This is a genomic window from [Lactobacillus] timonensis (assembly GCF_900240275.1).
Taxonomy (GTDB): domain Bacteria; phylum Bacillota; class Bacilli; order Lactobacillales; family Lactobacillaceae; genus Limosilactobacillus; species Limosilactobacillus timonensis.
Genome location: NZ_LT964761.1, coordinates 930,495 through 945,873 on the forward strand (window position 1 = coordinate 930,495; position 15,379 = coordinate 945,873).

Annotated in this window: 10 protein-coding genes and 1 tRNA gene; 8 read left to right on the top strand and 3 right to left on the bottom strand. The window is 48.9% G+C overall.

Annotated elements, in window-relative coordinates:
* Window positions 1-65 precede the first annotated feature (65 nt).
* The 4 genes from C1710_RS04420 to C1710_RS04435 all read left to right on the top strand — a co-directional run bounded on the left by C1710_RS04420 (window position 66) and on the right by C1710_RS04435 (window position 4,926).
* Window positions 66-1,076: an alpha/beta hydrolase fold domain-containing protein gene (locus tag C1710_RS04420; RefSeq protein WP_102280468.1), complete on the top strand. Its 1,011-nt coding sequence runs from the start codon at window positions 66-68 to the stop codon at window positions 1,074-1,076.
* Between the two features lie 10 nt (window positions 1,077-1,086).
* Window positions 1,087-1,659: a DJ-1 family glyoxalase III gene (locus C1710_RS04425; protein ID WP_102280471.1), complete on the top strand. Its 573-nt coding sequence runs from the start codon at window positions 1,087-1,089 to the stop codon at window positions 1,657-1,659.
* Window positions 1,660-1,816: 157 nt separating this feature from the next.
* Window positions 1,817-3,262 carry a C69 family dipeptidase gene (locus C1710_RS04430; protein ID WP_102280473.1) on the top strand — a complete coding sequence of 482 codons (1,446 nt, stop codon included), beginning with the start codon at window positions 1,817-1,819 and terminating at the stop codon, window positions 3,260-3,262.
* 92 nt (window positions 3,263-3,354) lie between these two features.
* Window positions 3,355-4,926, top strand: coding sequence for an NERD domain-containing protein (locus tag C1710_RS04435; protein ID WP_180961300.1), 1,572 nt, complete (start codon window positions 3,355-3,357; stop codon window positions 4,924-4,926).
* Window positions 4,927-4,972: 46 nt separating this feature from the next.
* Here the strand turns inward: C1710_RS04435 and mprF are convergent, their stop codons facing one another.
* Window positions 4,973-7,528 (bottom strand): bifunctional lysylphosphatidylglycerol flippase/synthetase MprF, encoded by a 2,556-nt coding sequence (gene mprF / locus C1710_RS04440; protein ID WP_102280477.1) that lies wholly within the window; start codon window positions 7,526-7,528, stop codon window positions 4,973-4,975.
* Between the two features lie 127 nt (window positions 7,529-7,655).
* On the opposite strand from mprF, the gene C1710_RS04445 reads away from it, so the two are divergent.
* The 4 genes from C1710_RS04445 (at window position 7,656) to C1710_RS04460 (ending at window position 13,111) form a co-directional block, all read left to right on the top strand.
* Window positions 7,656-7,730 (top strand) — tRNA-Asp (locus C1710_RS04445).
* Between the two features lie 68 nt (window positions 7,731-7,798).
* Entirely contained in the window at window positions 7,799-8,674 is an 876-nt protein-coding gene (locus C1710_RS04450) for an RluA family pseudouridine synthase (protein WP_102280479.1), read from the top strand.
* A 180-nt stretch (window positions 8,675-8,854) separates the two neighbouring features.
* Window positions 8,855-12,289 carry a pyruvate carboxylase gene (locus C1710_RS04455; RefSeq protein WP_235857968.1) on the top strand — a complete coding sequence of 1,145 codons (3,435 nt, stop codon included), beginning with the start codon at window positions 8,855-8,857 and terminating at the stop codon, window positions 12,287-12,289.
* 63 nt (window positions 12,290-12,352) lie between these two features.
* The gene (locus C1710_RS04460) at window positions 12,353-13,111 is read left to right on the top strand and encodes a biotin--[acetyl-CoA-carboxylase] ligase (RefSeq protein ID WP_102280485.1); all 759 of its coding nucleotides are present in this window, start codon (window positions 12,353-12,355) and stop codon (window positions 13,109-13,111) included.
* 49 nt (window positions 13,112-13,160) lie between these two features.
* On the opposite strand, the gene C1710_RS04465 is transcribed toward C1710_RS04460, so the two are convergent.
* Both C1710_RS04465 and C1710_RS04470 read right to left on the bottom strand, forming a co-directional pair.
* Window positions 13,161-13,862: a DUF4811 domain-containing protein gene (locus C1710_RS04465; protein WP_102280488.1), complete on the bottom strand. Its 702-nt coding sequence runs from the start codon at window positions 13,860-13,862 to the stop codon at window positions 13,161-13,163.
* Window positions 13,862-15,328: an MDR family MFS transporter gene (locus tag C1710_RS04470; protein ID WP_408065693.1), complete on the bottom strand. Its 1,467-nt coding sequence runs from the start codon at window positions 15,326-15,328 to the stop codon at window positions 13,862-13,864. The genes C1710_RS04465 and C1710_RS04470 overlap by 1 nt, the downstream gene beginning before the upstream one ends.
* Window positions 15,329-15,379 lie beyond the last annotated feature (51 nt).

Genomic DNA, 15,379 nt, shown 5'->3' on the forward strand with positions numbered 1-15,379 from the left:
AATTAACTGGTGATGGCTGTTTCGTGTTACGATTTATCCATAACAAACAAGAAGGAGTACACAGGATGGTTAACAATGGCCAAAAATCTCAATCTCTTGTTGCCGAGTTAGCAGCCAGTCTTAGTGATAATCTTAAAGATCGTCGCCGGTGTGGTGACCACGTTTCGCCGCGAGCGACGGTGGCATCACTAGGAATTCAGTTGTCAGGTTTTAAACGGGCCCTTGGCAACCCGGAGTCATTGGCATCGTTGATGGCCCAAGGTCGGGAAGATAACGCCCGGCCGTATGACTTTCCCCGTGGCGTTAGTTTTGATGTTGCTGTTAACAAGAAAACCATTGGTGGTAGTGAAGTAGTAGTGCTAAACCGTAACGGTAGCGACAACCAGGCCCAGATTATCTATTTGATCGGTGGGGCTTATCTCGTCCGGTCAGACAAGCAGCACTGGCAGTTTTTGAACCGCTTAGCTATTACTACTGGCTGTCAGATTATCGTGCCGCTGTATCCCTTGTTACCACAATATGACTTTACCGTTGCGTACCAATTCCTGTTGCAGCTGTATACTGAGACTTATAACCAGGTCGCGGTTAGCAACATCACCTTGATGGGTGACTCTGCTGGTGCTGGCTTAGCGGCGGGCTTTTGTGAGTATCTTGGGCAACGTGGTTTGCCCCAGCCTGGCAACCTGGTGCTGATTTCACCATGGGTCGATGCAACGCTGAACAGCCCGCTGATTGACCGCTACGTGGAAAAGGACGTCACACTGGACCCAGATGGCCTCCGCCACATTGGTCGTCTGTGGGCTGGGAAGGCTGATCCTCACGATTACCGAGTAAGTCCCTTATACGGTGATGTTCACTCCTTGCGCCGGGTGATGGTCTTTACCGGAACTCACGAGGTGATGTACCCGCAAACCAATGACTTTGTTCGTAAACTACGTCAGCAGGGTGTTCAGGTTGATTACCATATCGGGCGGGGGCTTTTTCATATTTACCCGCTTTACGATATTCCTGAGGCGTCTGAGGCGCTTAAAACAATTGATCAGACAATCCGGCAGGATGAATTGCCGGTAGAATAGGAGGACTTCAATGACAAAAGTTGCGATTATGTGTGCAGATGGATGTGAAGAAGTTGAGGCATTGACACCAGTAGACGTTTTTCGTCGACTAGGAATTCAAGCAGACATGGTGGGATTGAGCTCGACCACTGTAACTGGGGCTCATGACATTAAGCTGACCGCCGATAAAGTGCTGGATGACTCCTTACTGGGTTACGATGCCGTAATCTTTCCAGGCGGAATGGGCGGTGCACAACATCTCCGTGACTGCGAGCCGCTGGAAAAATTGATGGTTAAGCGTCAACAGGATGGTAAGTGGAACTGTGCAATGTGTGCAGCACCGACTGCCTTTGCTCATTATGGCTTGTTGAATGATGCTGATTACACCGTTTATCCTGGGATGGAAGAGGACGTTGCAAAGGAAGCTAAGAACAGCCGCTTCCATGAAGATATTACGGTTGTCGACGAGAAGCACCACCTGGTTACTAGTCGTGGACCAGCCACAGCAATGGCCTATGCCTTCCAGATAGCTGCTGTCTTGGGGATTGACACCAATGATCTCCAACACGCAATGCTCTATGATTTCCTGAAGGAAAATATTTAAATCAAGTGTAAAATGACGCGATGGGATCAGGTCCTGATTCGCGTCATTTTGCTTATTGGGGCCGTTTTCACGGGCTAATTTAGCATATTAATTGAATCGCAACACTAATCACGGTAAAATATTTTCACGTAACACATTCGCAAAGGAGAATTGGTTAATGGCAAAGCATATCGCAACTTGTACTTCTTTTTTAGCCGGCAAAGATGCCACAATTGACGGTTCGTTGATGGTGGGTCGTAATGTCGACACTTTTGGCCCAATTGATCCACAGAAGGTCAAAATTTATCCAGCATACCGTAATGAACAACGAATTGTGAAGTCGTACCTCAATAAGTTTGAGGGTGAGTGTCCAACAAGCGGTTACCGCTACCAGGGTGTTCCTAACCTGGACAGCAATTTCCGCAAGGAAGGGGTCTTTGACGAAAGCGGCTTTAACGAAAAGGGCGTCGGCATGAGTGCAACGGAAAGTGTTTATGCGAACGAACGGGTCTTGGCAATTGACCCCCTCGATACCGATCGCGGGGTTAACGAAGACGTGATTGTTGCAATGACGCTGCCGTACTCGGACAGTGCACGCGATGCTGTTGTTCGTCTGGGTCAAGTGATTGCTAAGTACGGCTCTGCAGAAGGCAATGGCGTTGCTTTCGTTGACGAAAATGATATTTGGTACATGGAAATCGTCACTGGCCACCACTGGGTTGCTCAGCGGATCCCGGATGACGCCTATGCGGTTACTGGTAACCGGATAGCGATCCAGCAGGTTAACTTCGACGACCCGAAGAACTTTATGTGGTCAGAGGGAATTCAAGAGTTTGTCAGTGACAATAACTTGAACCCCGACAAACATGGCTGGAATTTCCGTCACATTTTTGGGACAGCAACTACCTTTGATACTCACTACAATACGCCGCGGCAGTGGTTCGGCCATTTGCTGATGAATCCGGCGGAAAAGATGGAGCCAACGGACTTTGACCTCCCATTTATTGCCCGAACTAACCACAAGATTACCCTTGAAGATATGCAGACCTACCTGGGCAGCCACTATGAGAACACCCCGTATGATCCACTGGGCAAGGGCAGTGAAGAAGACCGTGTTCGTTTCCGCCCGATTGGCTTGAACCGGACCCAGAACTCACACGTCCTGCAGGTCAATCCGGAGATGCCAACGTACGCTAACCACATTATGTGGCTCTGTTTGGGTGTTCCAACCTTCACTCCGTATGTCCCGTTCTTCAGTGAAGCTACCTCGATTTCCCAAACTTACGCTGTAACACCGACATCACTGAATATGAACCTGCGCAGTGCTTATTGGATGTACCGGGTACTGTCCGAAACAGTCGAATCTTACTACTCTGAATTCTTGCAGGATGACCTTGATTACCTGAAGGCGGCTCGCGAATATCTGTACCGCTGGGTTAAGACCACGGCACAAAAGGTTGCCGACGAGAAGATGGATCGTGACCAAGCGGACCTGTTCCTGAGTGATGAAATGGCTAAGATGAACCGAGAGATGGGTAAGCGAACCAAGGACCTGCTTAGCAAGTTGCTGATGAACGGAATGGGGCTTTCTAAGTTAACCTTTAAGATGGATGAAAACCTCTAGTCATCAATGTTACTGAATTTATTCCCGACGTCATTGACGCCGGGATTTTTTGTCTGGTGTGCTATAATCTTTTTGTTATGGGAGGGATTGAAATGTTTGGCAAACACGAACCGACTGTTAACTTTGGCGGCCAGGAATACACCATCACCGAACTGGCGGAAAAGTATTTTGAAGTTGTGAAAGACTACAACCAATTACATGACCAATATGAAGAATTAAAGCGCCAGAATGAGAAGCTGAGTAAGCAGTTGGACCAGCAAGTGGTTGCTAATCAACCCTTTGCGGGCGCTGGTGAGAAGACCGCTGCCGATGTGACCCCGGTTGTTGATACGACGATTTATACCCGGCCCGAGCTTAGCGGAGTGATGTCGACTAAGGAGTTAATTGGTCGCTACTACATGCTTGTCATGAATTCAATGAATGAATACCGGGCCGAGATTGAACAACTTCAGCAACGTCTTGATGATTCATTGAGCCACGATGGTCACACTGGCTTTCTACAGATTGTGAAAGCCAACAAGACGGCTGGTGAATACCGCCAACAAATCAATAAGAGTAACGAACAGCTGGTTAATTACGTGGATAGTCATCCCCAGCAAGTGCGGTTGGTTAATAACGGTAAGACCTGGCAACGGGATGATGAACAACGGGGCATTAAGTACTGGCAGCGTTTTGTTGCCTATTATCGTCAACAGTTGGAAGACCTGCTCAAAAAAGACCAGCAGATGCGCAACAACTTTAAGTTTGCGATCAAAGAAGATAAGGAGCAGGCAATGCAGGTTCGCAACCTGAAGCCATCTTTCCTCTCCAATAGTGGTCGGCTTCGACTGGGCGAGATTGATGGCGGTATTAAGGACCGCGATCAGTGGCAAAAAGAGATGGATGATTTTCAGCGACGGCTAACGGGCTTTTTGCGCGGAATGGTGGGAGAACAGCGGATTCGCAACGTGGTTGGCGAACGCCATAACCAACTTTTAACGTCCCTTAATTTGCCGTATTCCTATGATGGCAAGCATGCCAATAGTAATCAGGTTGATTGCATCGTTGTTAATCGTCACGGCATCTTTATTCTGGAGGTCAAGAACTTCAGCGCTAGCGAGTTGGGAATCAATGCTGACGGGACCATTTATGGTAAGTGGGGCGAAAGCTTTAAACGCTACGAGAAGATGAATATTGTGACGCAGGGGGAAAATCACCGGGCAGCTGTTAAATTAGCGCTAGAAAAGGATGCGTTGACTGCCAAGCATCTCCGTTACTTAACCAAGAACATCCACGTGCTTTATGTGTCAGCGAACCCGTCAACGAAACAACGCCCGGCACCTAAGCAACAACCGGGATATTATTTTATGGGTCTCGATGAGTTAGTCCAAGCCGTGAGCGCGGCGGAGGGCAACTTACGCCCAGAAGTAGTGGAGCAGGTAGCAGAAGCGCTGACCCATGCTCAACAGTGTGAAAAGGCATATCCGCAATATCTTTTCCCAGAACGTCCAGACATGGTCCTGGCGGGTGCCTGGAACCAGTTGCAACTGATTGAGCAGCTCAACCAGACAAAGCTTGACGACCTGGTAAACAAAAAGGACCCTGAATTAATCAGGGCCCTCCAACAAGCGGGGTTAAAAAACTGTGATGGTTATTTGACTCATCAGCCACGAAAACATCAATAATATTGATCAAGGAAGTCGCAAGTTCATTTTTGCTACTTCCTTTGTTTTAGTTAATCCGCTGCAAACGGTGAACCGGCTGGTTAATGACGATTACCAGTGCAAGAATGTTGCTAATAATTGAGTTCTTTTTCCGGTAGACCGTGTAGCGGCCTTCCCAACGGTCCGCATACTTGGCCTTGTAGCGACGCAGTCCTTGGAAACCGTAAAAACGGTAACCGTATTCGTAGATGAAGTGGGCAATTTTTTCTTCCAGGAAACTGAAACGGGACTGACCAACGTTGCTCAGTGGTGCCATCCCCAGGTCAAATTCTTGGTAGCCGTGTTCTTGACCATAGAGGAACATCGAGATGAATACTTTGTCCATGATGCCGGATGGGGCGTCCTTACTATGGCGCATCAGATCGATCGTCAGCAACTTCTTGGAGCCAGTTGGCATGAAGGTAGCAAAGGCAACCATCCGGCCATCTTTGTTGCGGACTATTCCGACAGGTGCCTGGTTGACATAGTAGTCTTCAAAGAAGCCGAGCGAGAACCCTTTTTCTACTTGATCGCCAAGCCAGTCGTTGGAAACGGTCCGCATTTCATTGAGCAGGGGGTCAGAAAACGGTGGTTGTTCGATGGAAAACTGGTAGCCTTTTCGGTCAAACTTGTGCATCAGGGCCCGTTGTGAGCGTTGACGTTTGCCGGCGAGGGTAAAGTTGGCCAAGTTAACCCTGCCATCTTCACCGGTTTTGATGAAGTCAAACCCAAATTCGTGCAGCATCATCGTTGTTTTTTCACCGACTTCGTAAAACAACGGCTGGTAACCGTATAAGTCGGCCTTGTTAATGAAGTCGATAAAGGCGTTGCGAAGAACTGCCTGGTTACCGACTGGTTCGCCCATGACGATGATTTTATCGTACTTAAGCTGGTACATTAGGTACAATTGGTCTTGACCATCCTGCTGATAGAAGTATAAGAACTTATCGCGAAGGAAAGCCAGGTGACTGGTTTCATTACCACCAAATTGGTCGATAACTTTGCGGATTCGGTCGGCCCTGAAGGAATCAACTGCCAGAAATGGATCGTTCGCGGTCGTAAAATAGCCCATCATGATAAACATGACGACCAGTCCCAACAGCAACCCCACAAAGCCAGACAGCCAGATTTTTTCTCCTGGGAAGAGAAGGAAGTCAGGAATGTGGTGGGCAGCGAGGTAGCGTGGACGGTTAATGACCCCGATAACAAAGTAAATCGCGAGTGAACCAAAGAAGATGGTGATGTCAAATATTAGTTTGCCCAGGGAGTAAACAAATTTTTTCCGGTACAGCGTCCGTCGTGACATCAGCACGAGAATGAAGACGAAGACCAAAAAGACGGTTAAACTGATGGTGCCCAGGTTCCAAATCGTGTTGACAATACCGATGCCAAGAATGACTAGTGTTGGCCAGTAGGCCTTGGTCAGTTTGGCCTGTAAGCCACGGGCGCAGGCTAGTAGCGCAATCGCAAACAGCATCGTCGTCAACTGGTGGAGAAAGAAGAACGTGAAGGGGTAAAACTTCATTAAGAATTTGTTACCAGTGGTGAGGTCTGGCAAGCAGGCGGCCAGCAGCATCAGAATTCCCGAAAGGTACATAAAAGTTGTCAGCAGGTAATAGGCTAGCTGGTGGAGAGCTTGACGTGGCAAGTCGTCAAAGTAATTATTCACCTTTTGACTTAACTGGGCCAGGCTCATGATGAGGGAGATGGCCAGTGGGACTAAGTAGTAGAAGACCCGGAACAAGAGTAACCAAATGACGGCCGTGGACTTGTGGACGCCGAGCATGGAGAGCTCCATCATCATGATGATGTCAAAGGAACCCAGTGCTCCGGGAATCATGGAGAGAATCCCGACAATTTGAGCAATCACGTACAGTGGCAAGACTGCGGCAACCGGAACGTGGATTCCCATCATGAAGCCGACCAGGATGAAAAAGAGTGCTACCAGTAACCATTCCAGGGTTGATGAAATAATAACAAAGGATTCCAGCTTAACTGTCAAGTCAGCAAATAATTGCGTTTCCCGTGCCTGGGTAATGATAATCAGTAATGGTGAGTAGCAGCCACCGAGGATCAACCATAGAATGTAGCGGTGTAAGTGGACACCCGTTTTGGAAGTCAAAATTAGGAGGAGGGCTAGCCAACAAAGGACCGACAAACCCGACATTAAGAAGACAGTGATTTTCGAGATAGCAATCAGGACGTCGCCCTTTTTCTCGTTTTTTCGGCCATAAAAATAAGCCCGCAAGGTACCACCGATGAGCCCGCCGAAGCCGGCAATATTATTAATCGTGTTGGTAACCCAGCCGCTGCGAATAATGTATAGTGGCGAAAAATCAACCTTCAGTAGCTTGACAACGGCAAAGTCATAGCCAAGCATGGGGGTGATTGCTAAACAGCCACACACTAACATGATCAAAATACTTAACGGCGAGAGACTGGCCAGGCCGGTACCAACTTTGTGCCAGTCCACCTGCCGCAAAAAACTGGTAAGAGCGACAACAACGAAGAGTACGACCGAAAGGACAAAAATAACTTTGACGATTCGGCCATTACGCTGCCACCAGCGAAGAACTGCTTGCATGATTGAGAATCCTCCATTTCGAACAAAACATACTATTATTAGTATAAGCGATTCGGGGCAGAAACAAAATTGCTAAAGAGGTTGACGTTGGTTAAAAACTCCCGTATAATGCTAAGCGTTGTCAAATGGTCCGTTGGTCTAGTTGGTTTAGGACGCATCCCTGTCACGGATGAGATCACGAGTTCGAGTCTCGTACGGACCGTTCCCGGCGTTGCGGTGTTGCCGCAACGCCTTTTCTGTATATTATATTCTTGAGGGAGGACAGATAAGATGGAAAATACCTGGGTTTACCGGGGCAGCGAACCGGTTAAAATAAAAAAGTTTCTCCAGTCACTGGGGATGGGGCACCGGTTGTTCAACGAAATTAAGCGTGGTGGTGGTAGTTTTGAAGTTGATCACCGGCCAGTACGGCCCACCACGAAAATTTTGCCTAACCAGCCACTGACCATTAAGGTTGATCCAGAGCCAGCTGACCCTACAGTCGCTATTAGCAACGATCCCTTAGTGGTAATTTACGAAGATGATAACTGGCTGTTAGTCAATAAGCCCGCCGGAGTACCATCCATTCCCGGGCCGACGACGGCGCAGAACACCATCTTAAACCGGGTCAAAGGTTACCTGGTGAAACAAGGAGCAGTGGACCAGCGGCCCCACCTCATTACCAGGCTTGATTATGGAACGTCGGGTCTCTTGCTAGTCGCTAAGCACCACGTTGCCCAGAGCATGATTAGCCGGCAGGTGGAAAACCACGAATTGAATAAGCAGTATCTGGCCTTAGTGTCGGGGATCATTAATAACGATAAGGGGACAATTAATTCGCCACTTGCCCGGGTTCCAGGACAGGCACGGCGGGTGGTTGATCCTGATGGTGATCCAGCACTTACCGAATACAAAGTAGAGCAGCGCGGTGACGACTGGACGCTGGTTCGGGCCACACTAAAGACAGGGCGGACACACCAGATCAGGGTGCACTTTAGCTCCATTGGCCATCCCCTGCTTGGAGACAAACTTTATGGTGGTGCCGAGACACTCATTGACCGTCAGGCACTGCATGCCGCGAGTTTATCCTTTGTTGACCCGTTCAGCGGCGCAGGAAAAACATTTACGGCACCACTGCCAGCAGATATAAAGAACATCATTGACTAAAAAGAGACCATCACTGTTGAACTCCTAACAGTTGATGGCCTTTTTTCTTTATTGTTCGCTTTTTAAGACAAAAAAAGAGAAAAATGAGAAATCTGTCATTTTTTAACAGCAAAAATGGTATAATCGCCCTATTAAAGTTGCTAAGTAACCATGTTTATTGTCAAAGGCGGTGCTACAGAAGTGTTTCAAAAGATTTTAGTTGCTAACCGGGGGGAAATTGCCAACCGGATTATCCGTGCCTGCCACGAACTGGGAATTAAGGCGGTTGCTGTTTACGCTCAGGAAGATGAGTACAGCACTCACCGGTTTGCTGCTGATGAGGCCTACCTGATTGGTAAGGACGAACAACCAATTGATGCCTATCTGGACATTGATGAAATTATCCGGGTCGCAAAGCAGAGCGGGGCCCAGGCCATTCACCCCGGTTACGGCTTTTTGTCGGAAAATGCCGGACTTGCCCAGGCTTGTGCTGATAACGGGATTAAGTTTATCGGTCCGAAGGTGGAACACCTGAAGATGTTTGGCGACAAGCTAACAGCCAAGCACATTGCCCAAAAAGCGGGTCTGCACACCATTCCGGGGATGCATGGTGATGTCAAAACCGTCGAACAAGTACGTGATTTTGCTCACCAGTATGGCTACCCAATTATGGTTAAGGCGGCCATGGGCGGCGGCGGCCGTGGCATGCGGATTATCAAGGATGACCAGCAGTTGGACGATGAGTTTGAACAGGCAAAGGACGAAGCTAAAAAGGCCTTTGGTTCGGACGAAATGTACGTCGAAAAAGACATCGTCAACCCTAAGCACATTGAAGTCCAGGTAATCGCCGACGAACATGGTCACGTCATGCACCTCTTTGAACGGGATTGTTCTGTCCAGCGGCGCAACCAAAAGGTCATTGAGTTTGCTCCCAGTGTCGTTTTGTCACCAGCACGTCGTAAGCAGGTGTGCGATATGGCGGTCCAACTCATGAAGAGCGTGGGCTATCAAAATGCGGCGACGGTTGAATTTTTGGAAACGCCAGATGACTTTTACTTCATCGAAGTGAACCCGCGGGTCCAAGTGGAACACACGATTACCGAAATGATCACCGGGGTCGACATCGTGAAAACGCAGATCCGGGTAGCTGCTGGGGAAGACCTCTACCGTGATATTCACTTGCCAAAGCAGGACGAGCTGGAGTTCCACGGTTGTGCGATCCAGTGCCGGGTGACGACGGAAGATCCTGAAAATAACTTCATGCCGGATACAGGCCAAATTACCAACTACAACTCTCCTGGTGGTAACGGTGTCCGACTAGACGGGAACGCTTATGCCGGTTATGTTGTAACACCGTACTTTGACTCGTTACTGGTCAAGTGTATTGTCAAGGCGCGCAACTTTGCCGATGCTAATAAGAAGATGCAGCGGGCACTCAACGAATTTAATATTCGCGGGGTGAAAACAAACATCCCGTTCATGCTGAACGTTCTCCGGCACCCGACCTTTGAAGACGGTAACGCTAAGACAACCTTTATTGATACCACGCCGGAGTTGTTCCACTTCAAGCATAATCCGGACGTACCAACACAGTTGATTCGCTACATTGGTGACGTGACCATCAACGGTTTTGCTGGCGTGACACGCCATGAAAAGGTGAAGGTGCCGCGGATGGATGTGCCAGACGCGTCCACAATTAAGGCTGACCAACAGGCAGCGCCAACGATTAAGGATGTCCTTGACCAACAAGGAGCGGCCGCTGCCATGAAGGCCGTGTTGGACAAACCACGGGTCATGATGACTGATACGACGATGCGTGACGCCCACCAGAGTCTGTTTGCCACACGGATGCGGACCTTTGATATGCTGCCAGCCATGAAGGTATACGATAAGGCAATGCCACACCTCTTTTCTACCGAAACTTGGGGCGGGGCGACCTTCGACGTTTGTTACCGTTTCTTAGGCGAAGACCCGTGGAAACGTTTGGCAGCCTTAACTCACTACATGCCGCACACGATGCAGCAGATGCTTTTGCGGGCTTCCAACGCGGTTGGTTACCAAAACTATCCGGACAACGCCCTCAAACAGTTCATTAACCACAGTGCACAGTCGGGGATTGATGTTTTTCGGATCTTCGACTCACTTAACTGGATTGAACAGATGCAACGGCCAATTGCTTACGCCCGCGAAACGGGAAAGATTGCTGAAGGGACGATGTGCTACACCGGCGACCTGCTTGATCTGCACGAAACTAAGTACACCTTGGATTACTACCTTCAATTGGCTAGTCAGCTAGTGGATGCTGGCTCGCAAATTATTGCGATTAAGGATATGGCAGGCTTGCTGAAGCCACAGGCGGCCTTTGAATTAGTCGGTGAGTTAAAGGCCAAGCTGAATGTACCAATTCACCTCCACACTCACGATACCACTGGCAACGGGATCGCGACCTATGTTGCCGCTACGAAAGCGGGTGTTGACGTCGTGGATGTGGCAATGAGTTCAATGGCCGGGACCACTAGTCAGCCTTCAATGCAGACTTTCTACCAGGCATTGGAAGGCGACAAGCGGCAGCCAGAATTGAACCTGGCAAACTCGCAGGTCCTTGATAAGTACTGGTCAGAAGTTCGGCCCCTCTACAAGGATTTTAGTAATGGGGTCGACTCGCCAAAGCCAGAACTTTATGCCACCGAAATGCCAGGTGGTCAGTACTCTAACCTCAAGCAGCAAGCGAAGTCGATCGGTATTGACGACTTTACCGAAGTAGAAGAAAAGTATCAGGAAGTCAACGACTTACTGGGCAATATTATCAAGGTTACGCCTAGTTCCAAGGTAGTTGGGGACATGGCAATCTTCATGATCCAAAACCACCTCGATAAGGATAATGTCCTCGAAAAGGGGAAGACGATGGACTTCCCTGACTCAGTCGTCAACTTCTTTGCTGGTGACTTAGGGCAGCCGTATGGTGGTTTTCCACGGGAACTGCAAAAAGTCGTTTTAAAGGACCGGCAAGCAATTACGGTTCGGCCCGGTTCGCTGGCCAAGCCAATTGATTTTGACGCGGTGAAAGCGGAATTAGCGGACAAAATCCACCGTCAGCCAACAGAAGATGACGTCCTGGGTTATGTAATGTACCCAAAGGTCTTTACTGACTATGTCCACAACAGCGATGTTTATGGGAGAGTCGGTTTGCTGGATACGACCACCTTCTATCAGGGAATGCGGCCGGGTGAGACAATTCACATCACCCTGGGCAAAGGGAAGCAGATGATTTTGACCTACCTGTTCGACTCAGCTCCTGATGCAAAGGGTGTGCGAACCCTTCACTTTGCTTACAATGGCAAGCAGTTCCTGATGAAGATCATGGATAACAGTCTGAAGAACAAGGTTAAGGTGGTCCCAAAGGCGGACCCGGATGATCCTAACCAGATTGGGATGCCGTTGAGTGGTAACGTCGTCAAAATAAACGTCCAACCTGGTGATACCATCAAGACTGGTGAGGTCATGGTGGTTACGGAAGCAATGAAGATGGAGACCAACGTCAAAGCACCATTTAGCGGAACGATTAAGTCGGTTACCGCCAAGGTCGGTGACCAGTTGGATGACCATGATCTCTTATTGACGATTGAGCCAAAATAGAAATAAGAAGCGGGTCCAGTCAAGGGCCCGCTTCTTCATTCGAATTTTGAGGAGGGATGTTTGATGGTTCGGTTTGCCCGGTTAAACAAACGCGGAATACCTGTTGAATTGCGAAAGACGGTGACGTCGACGAACACGGTCGTTCAACAGGAAATGGCTAATTACCAGTCACCAACGCCAATTGTGCTAGTGGCTAACCAGCAAACGGCGGGTCACGGCAAATTGCAGCGGCCCTTTTTCTCTCCGGCGACGAGCGGTCTTTATTTGACGGTAGGGCTACCGTTATCGGCTCTTGATGCCGCCTGGCAACCACAACGGTTGACGATTTGTGCGGCAGTTGCGGCTTTTCAGGCCGTTAGTCCGTTGACTCATGACGAGCTAACGATTAAGTGGGTCAACGACCTGTACCGTGGTAACAAGAAAGTGGCGGGGATGTTAGCGGAGACAGCCCTTGATCATAATAACCGGCTGCAAGGGGCAGTCGTTGGTTGGGGAATTAACCTCAGTTTGCCAGCTAATTGGCCCCCACAACTGCAAGGAGTAGCGGGAGCAATTGCTGACCATCCACTCATGCCTGAAGAACGCTATCACTTGGTTGATGCTGTTGTGGACCGCTTCTTAAACTTGTTGGAGGCCCCTTGGGCAGAGGTGATGACAGTCTACCGTGACCACCAGTACCTGACGGGCAAGAGTCTAACGGTACAATATGGTAATGAAATGGTGGCTGGTCGTTTTGAGCGGATAGAAGATGATGGCCGCCTGAGTATTCAAACGATTAGTGGACGGCGAACTTTTGCCACCGGAACAGTACGGGTAAAATAGGCAGATATACTAATAACGGGATCCTACAGTCAAGTAGGGTCCCGTTATTTTAGTTAGCTAGGGCTTGTTTGATCATTTGTGCTGTTGCCTGGCGTTGCACTTGCAGAGCAATGGCCTGCTTTTGTTGAGCCGTTGCCTGTGGGTGCTGAGCTAGCTGGGCATGGACAGCCATATCAAGGGCTTGCTTTTGCGCAGCCTGACTAGCAGGGTTAGCTGACTTGAGAGCAGCCTGCAATTTCTTCATTTGCGCAGGAGTAACTTTCACGAATTCCTGTGGGTAGGTAATGGTGACTTGTTTTTTCACTAGCGTGCCGTTCATTCCTGACCACAAGAAAAGGGAATGATAGAAACCATTTTTAAACTGCCAAGTGGTCTTCTTGGTGGTCATCGTCAATGATTGGACATTAGCAAACTTCATCTTGCTACTAATGTTTTCGTCAGCAGGAGTGTGCTTGACTTTTCCGTTGGCGCTTGACCGGTACATCAAGACTTCCTCATTGCTGGCAGTGCCCAGTGGCTGATAAAGAGCGATTGGCAACTTATCAGAGACTGGTTCGACGGTTCTAGTTGTTGTGGTGGTAACCTGTTTCATCCCCAAATGAGAGTGGTAGTTTAAGACCATCATCGTTGTTGCACCAACCATGATCACGGCACTGACGATGATGGCTGGAATTCGCTTACTAGCGGAATTAAGGAACATGGCTGAGACAAAGAGAGATAGACAACCAATAATCAGTAAAATAATAACCATTAGTTAGCACCTCCCTTTTCAGCATTGTTAGTTGTACTAAGGAGCGCTGTTAGTACTAATCCCAAGACAGCAAAACCAACTGCAAACCAGAAAGCGGCGTGGTATCCGGATAAGGTGGCGTTAATCATTTGTGTCTTGTAGGACAATGGGTCACGACCTAGTAAGGCATGTGCTGGCTTGTGCGCGTTGGTCACGTTGGTCAGTACGGAGACCATAATGGCGGTCCCAACGGAGGTGGCCACCTGACGGATGGTGTTGTTAACCCCGGTGCCGTGAGGAATCATCTTCAACGGCAGGGCATTCATTCCGGAGGTTGTCACCGGCATCATCACCATCGAAATCCCAAACATCCGGACGGCGTAAAGAACTACGATGTAGATAGTTGGCGTTTCCCGGTTCAGGAAGGCAAACGGAACCGTCCCACAGGTCAGGATAAACATCCCCATCATTGCCAGACGACGGGCACCGTGGCGGTCAAAAAGACTACCAGTGATTGGACTCATAATCCCCATCATTACGGCCCCACAAAGGAGGGTCAGTCCAGAATGAAAGGCAGACATCCCGTGAACAATCTGAAGGTACAATGGCACAACCATTTCGACAGAAACCATTGCCATCATGACGATGGAACTAAGAACAGTTGAAAGGAGGAAAGCGGGTGTTTTAAAGACCCGAAAATCCAGGAACGGATTATTCAAGCGACCTTGCCGCATTACTAAGATGGCGACGAAAATTGCACCGATAATGACGCCACCGATTACGACCGGGCTACCCCAACCACTGTTACCGACTTCAGAGAAGCCATACAGCATACTACCAAAGCCAATGCTGGAGAAGATTAGTGACCACCAGTCCATCTCTGGCTTGGAGTTAGGCAGCACGTCCCGTAAGAGGAAAAATGACAAGATGATGACGACAGCCACAATCGGAACGATCATTCCAAAGAGGTCTCGCCAACTGAAGTTATCGATGACCCACCCGGAGAGTGTCGGGCCAATCGCCGGAGCTAGTCCGATAACTAAACCGTTAATCCCCATGGCTGCTCCCCGTTCGTTAGGTGGATAGATGGTTAACATGATGTTTTGCATTAATGGCATGGTAATCCCCACCGCCGTTGCCTGAATTAGCCGTGCTGCCAGTAGGACGCCAAAGCTGGGAGCCAGCCAAGCAGTAATTGTTCCTACTTCAAAGATACACATGGCGGTAAAGTAAAGCCATTTAGTTGAGAAACGACGGTTCAGGAAGGCACTAACCGGGATCATAACCCCGTTGACCATCAAGAAACCGGTTGTCAGCCATTGGACAGTGGAAGTGCTGACGTCAAAGGCCTTCATCAGTGCAGGGAAGGCGGTTGCCAGAATCGTCTGGTTCAAGATAGTACAAAATGATCCAATCAATAGGACCGCGACAACAATGGAGCGCTTATAAGGACGTCCATGGATGTCGACCACTTGTTCTTTTGCCAAGATACAACCTCTTTTCTTTCAAAAAAATTAACGCCAACCAATATACAAATT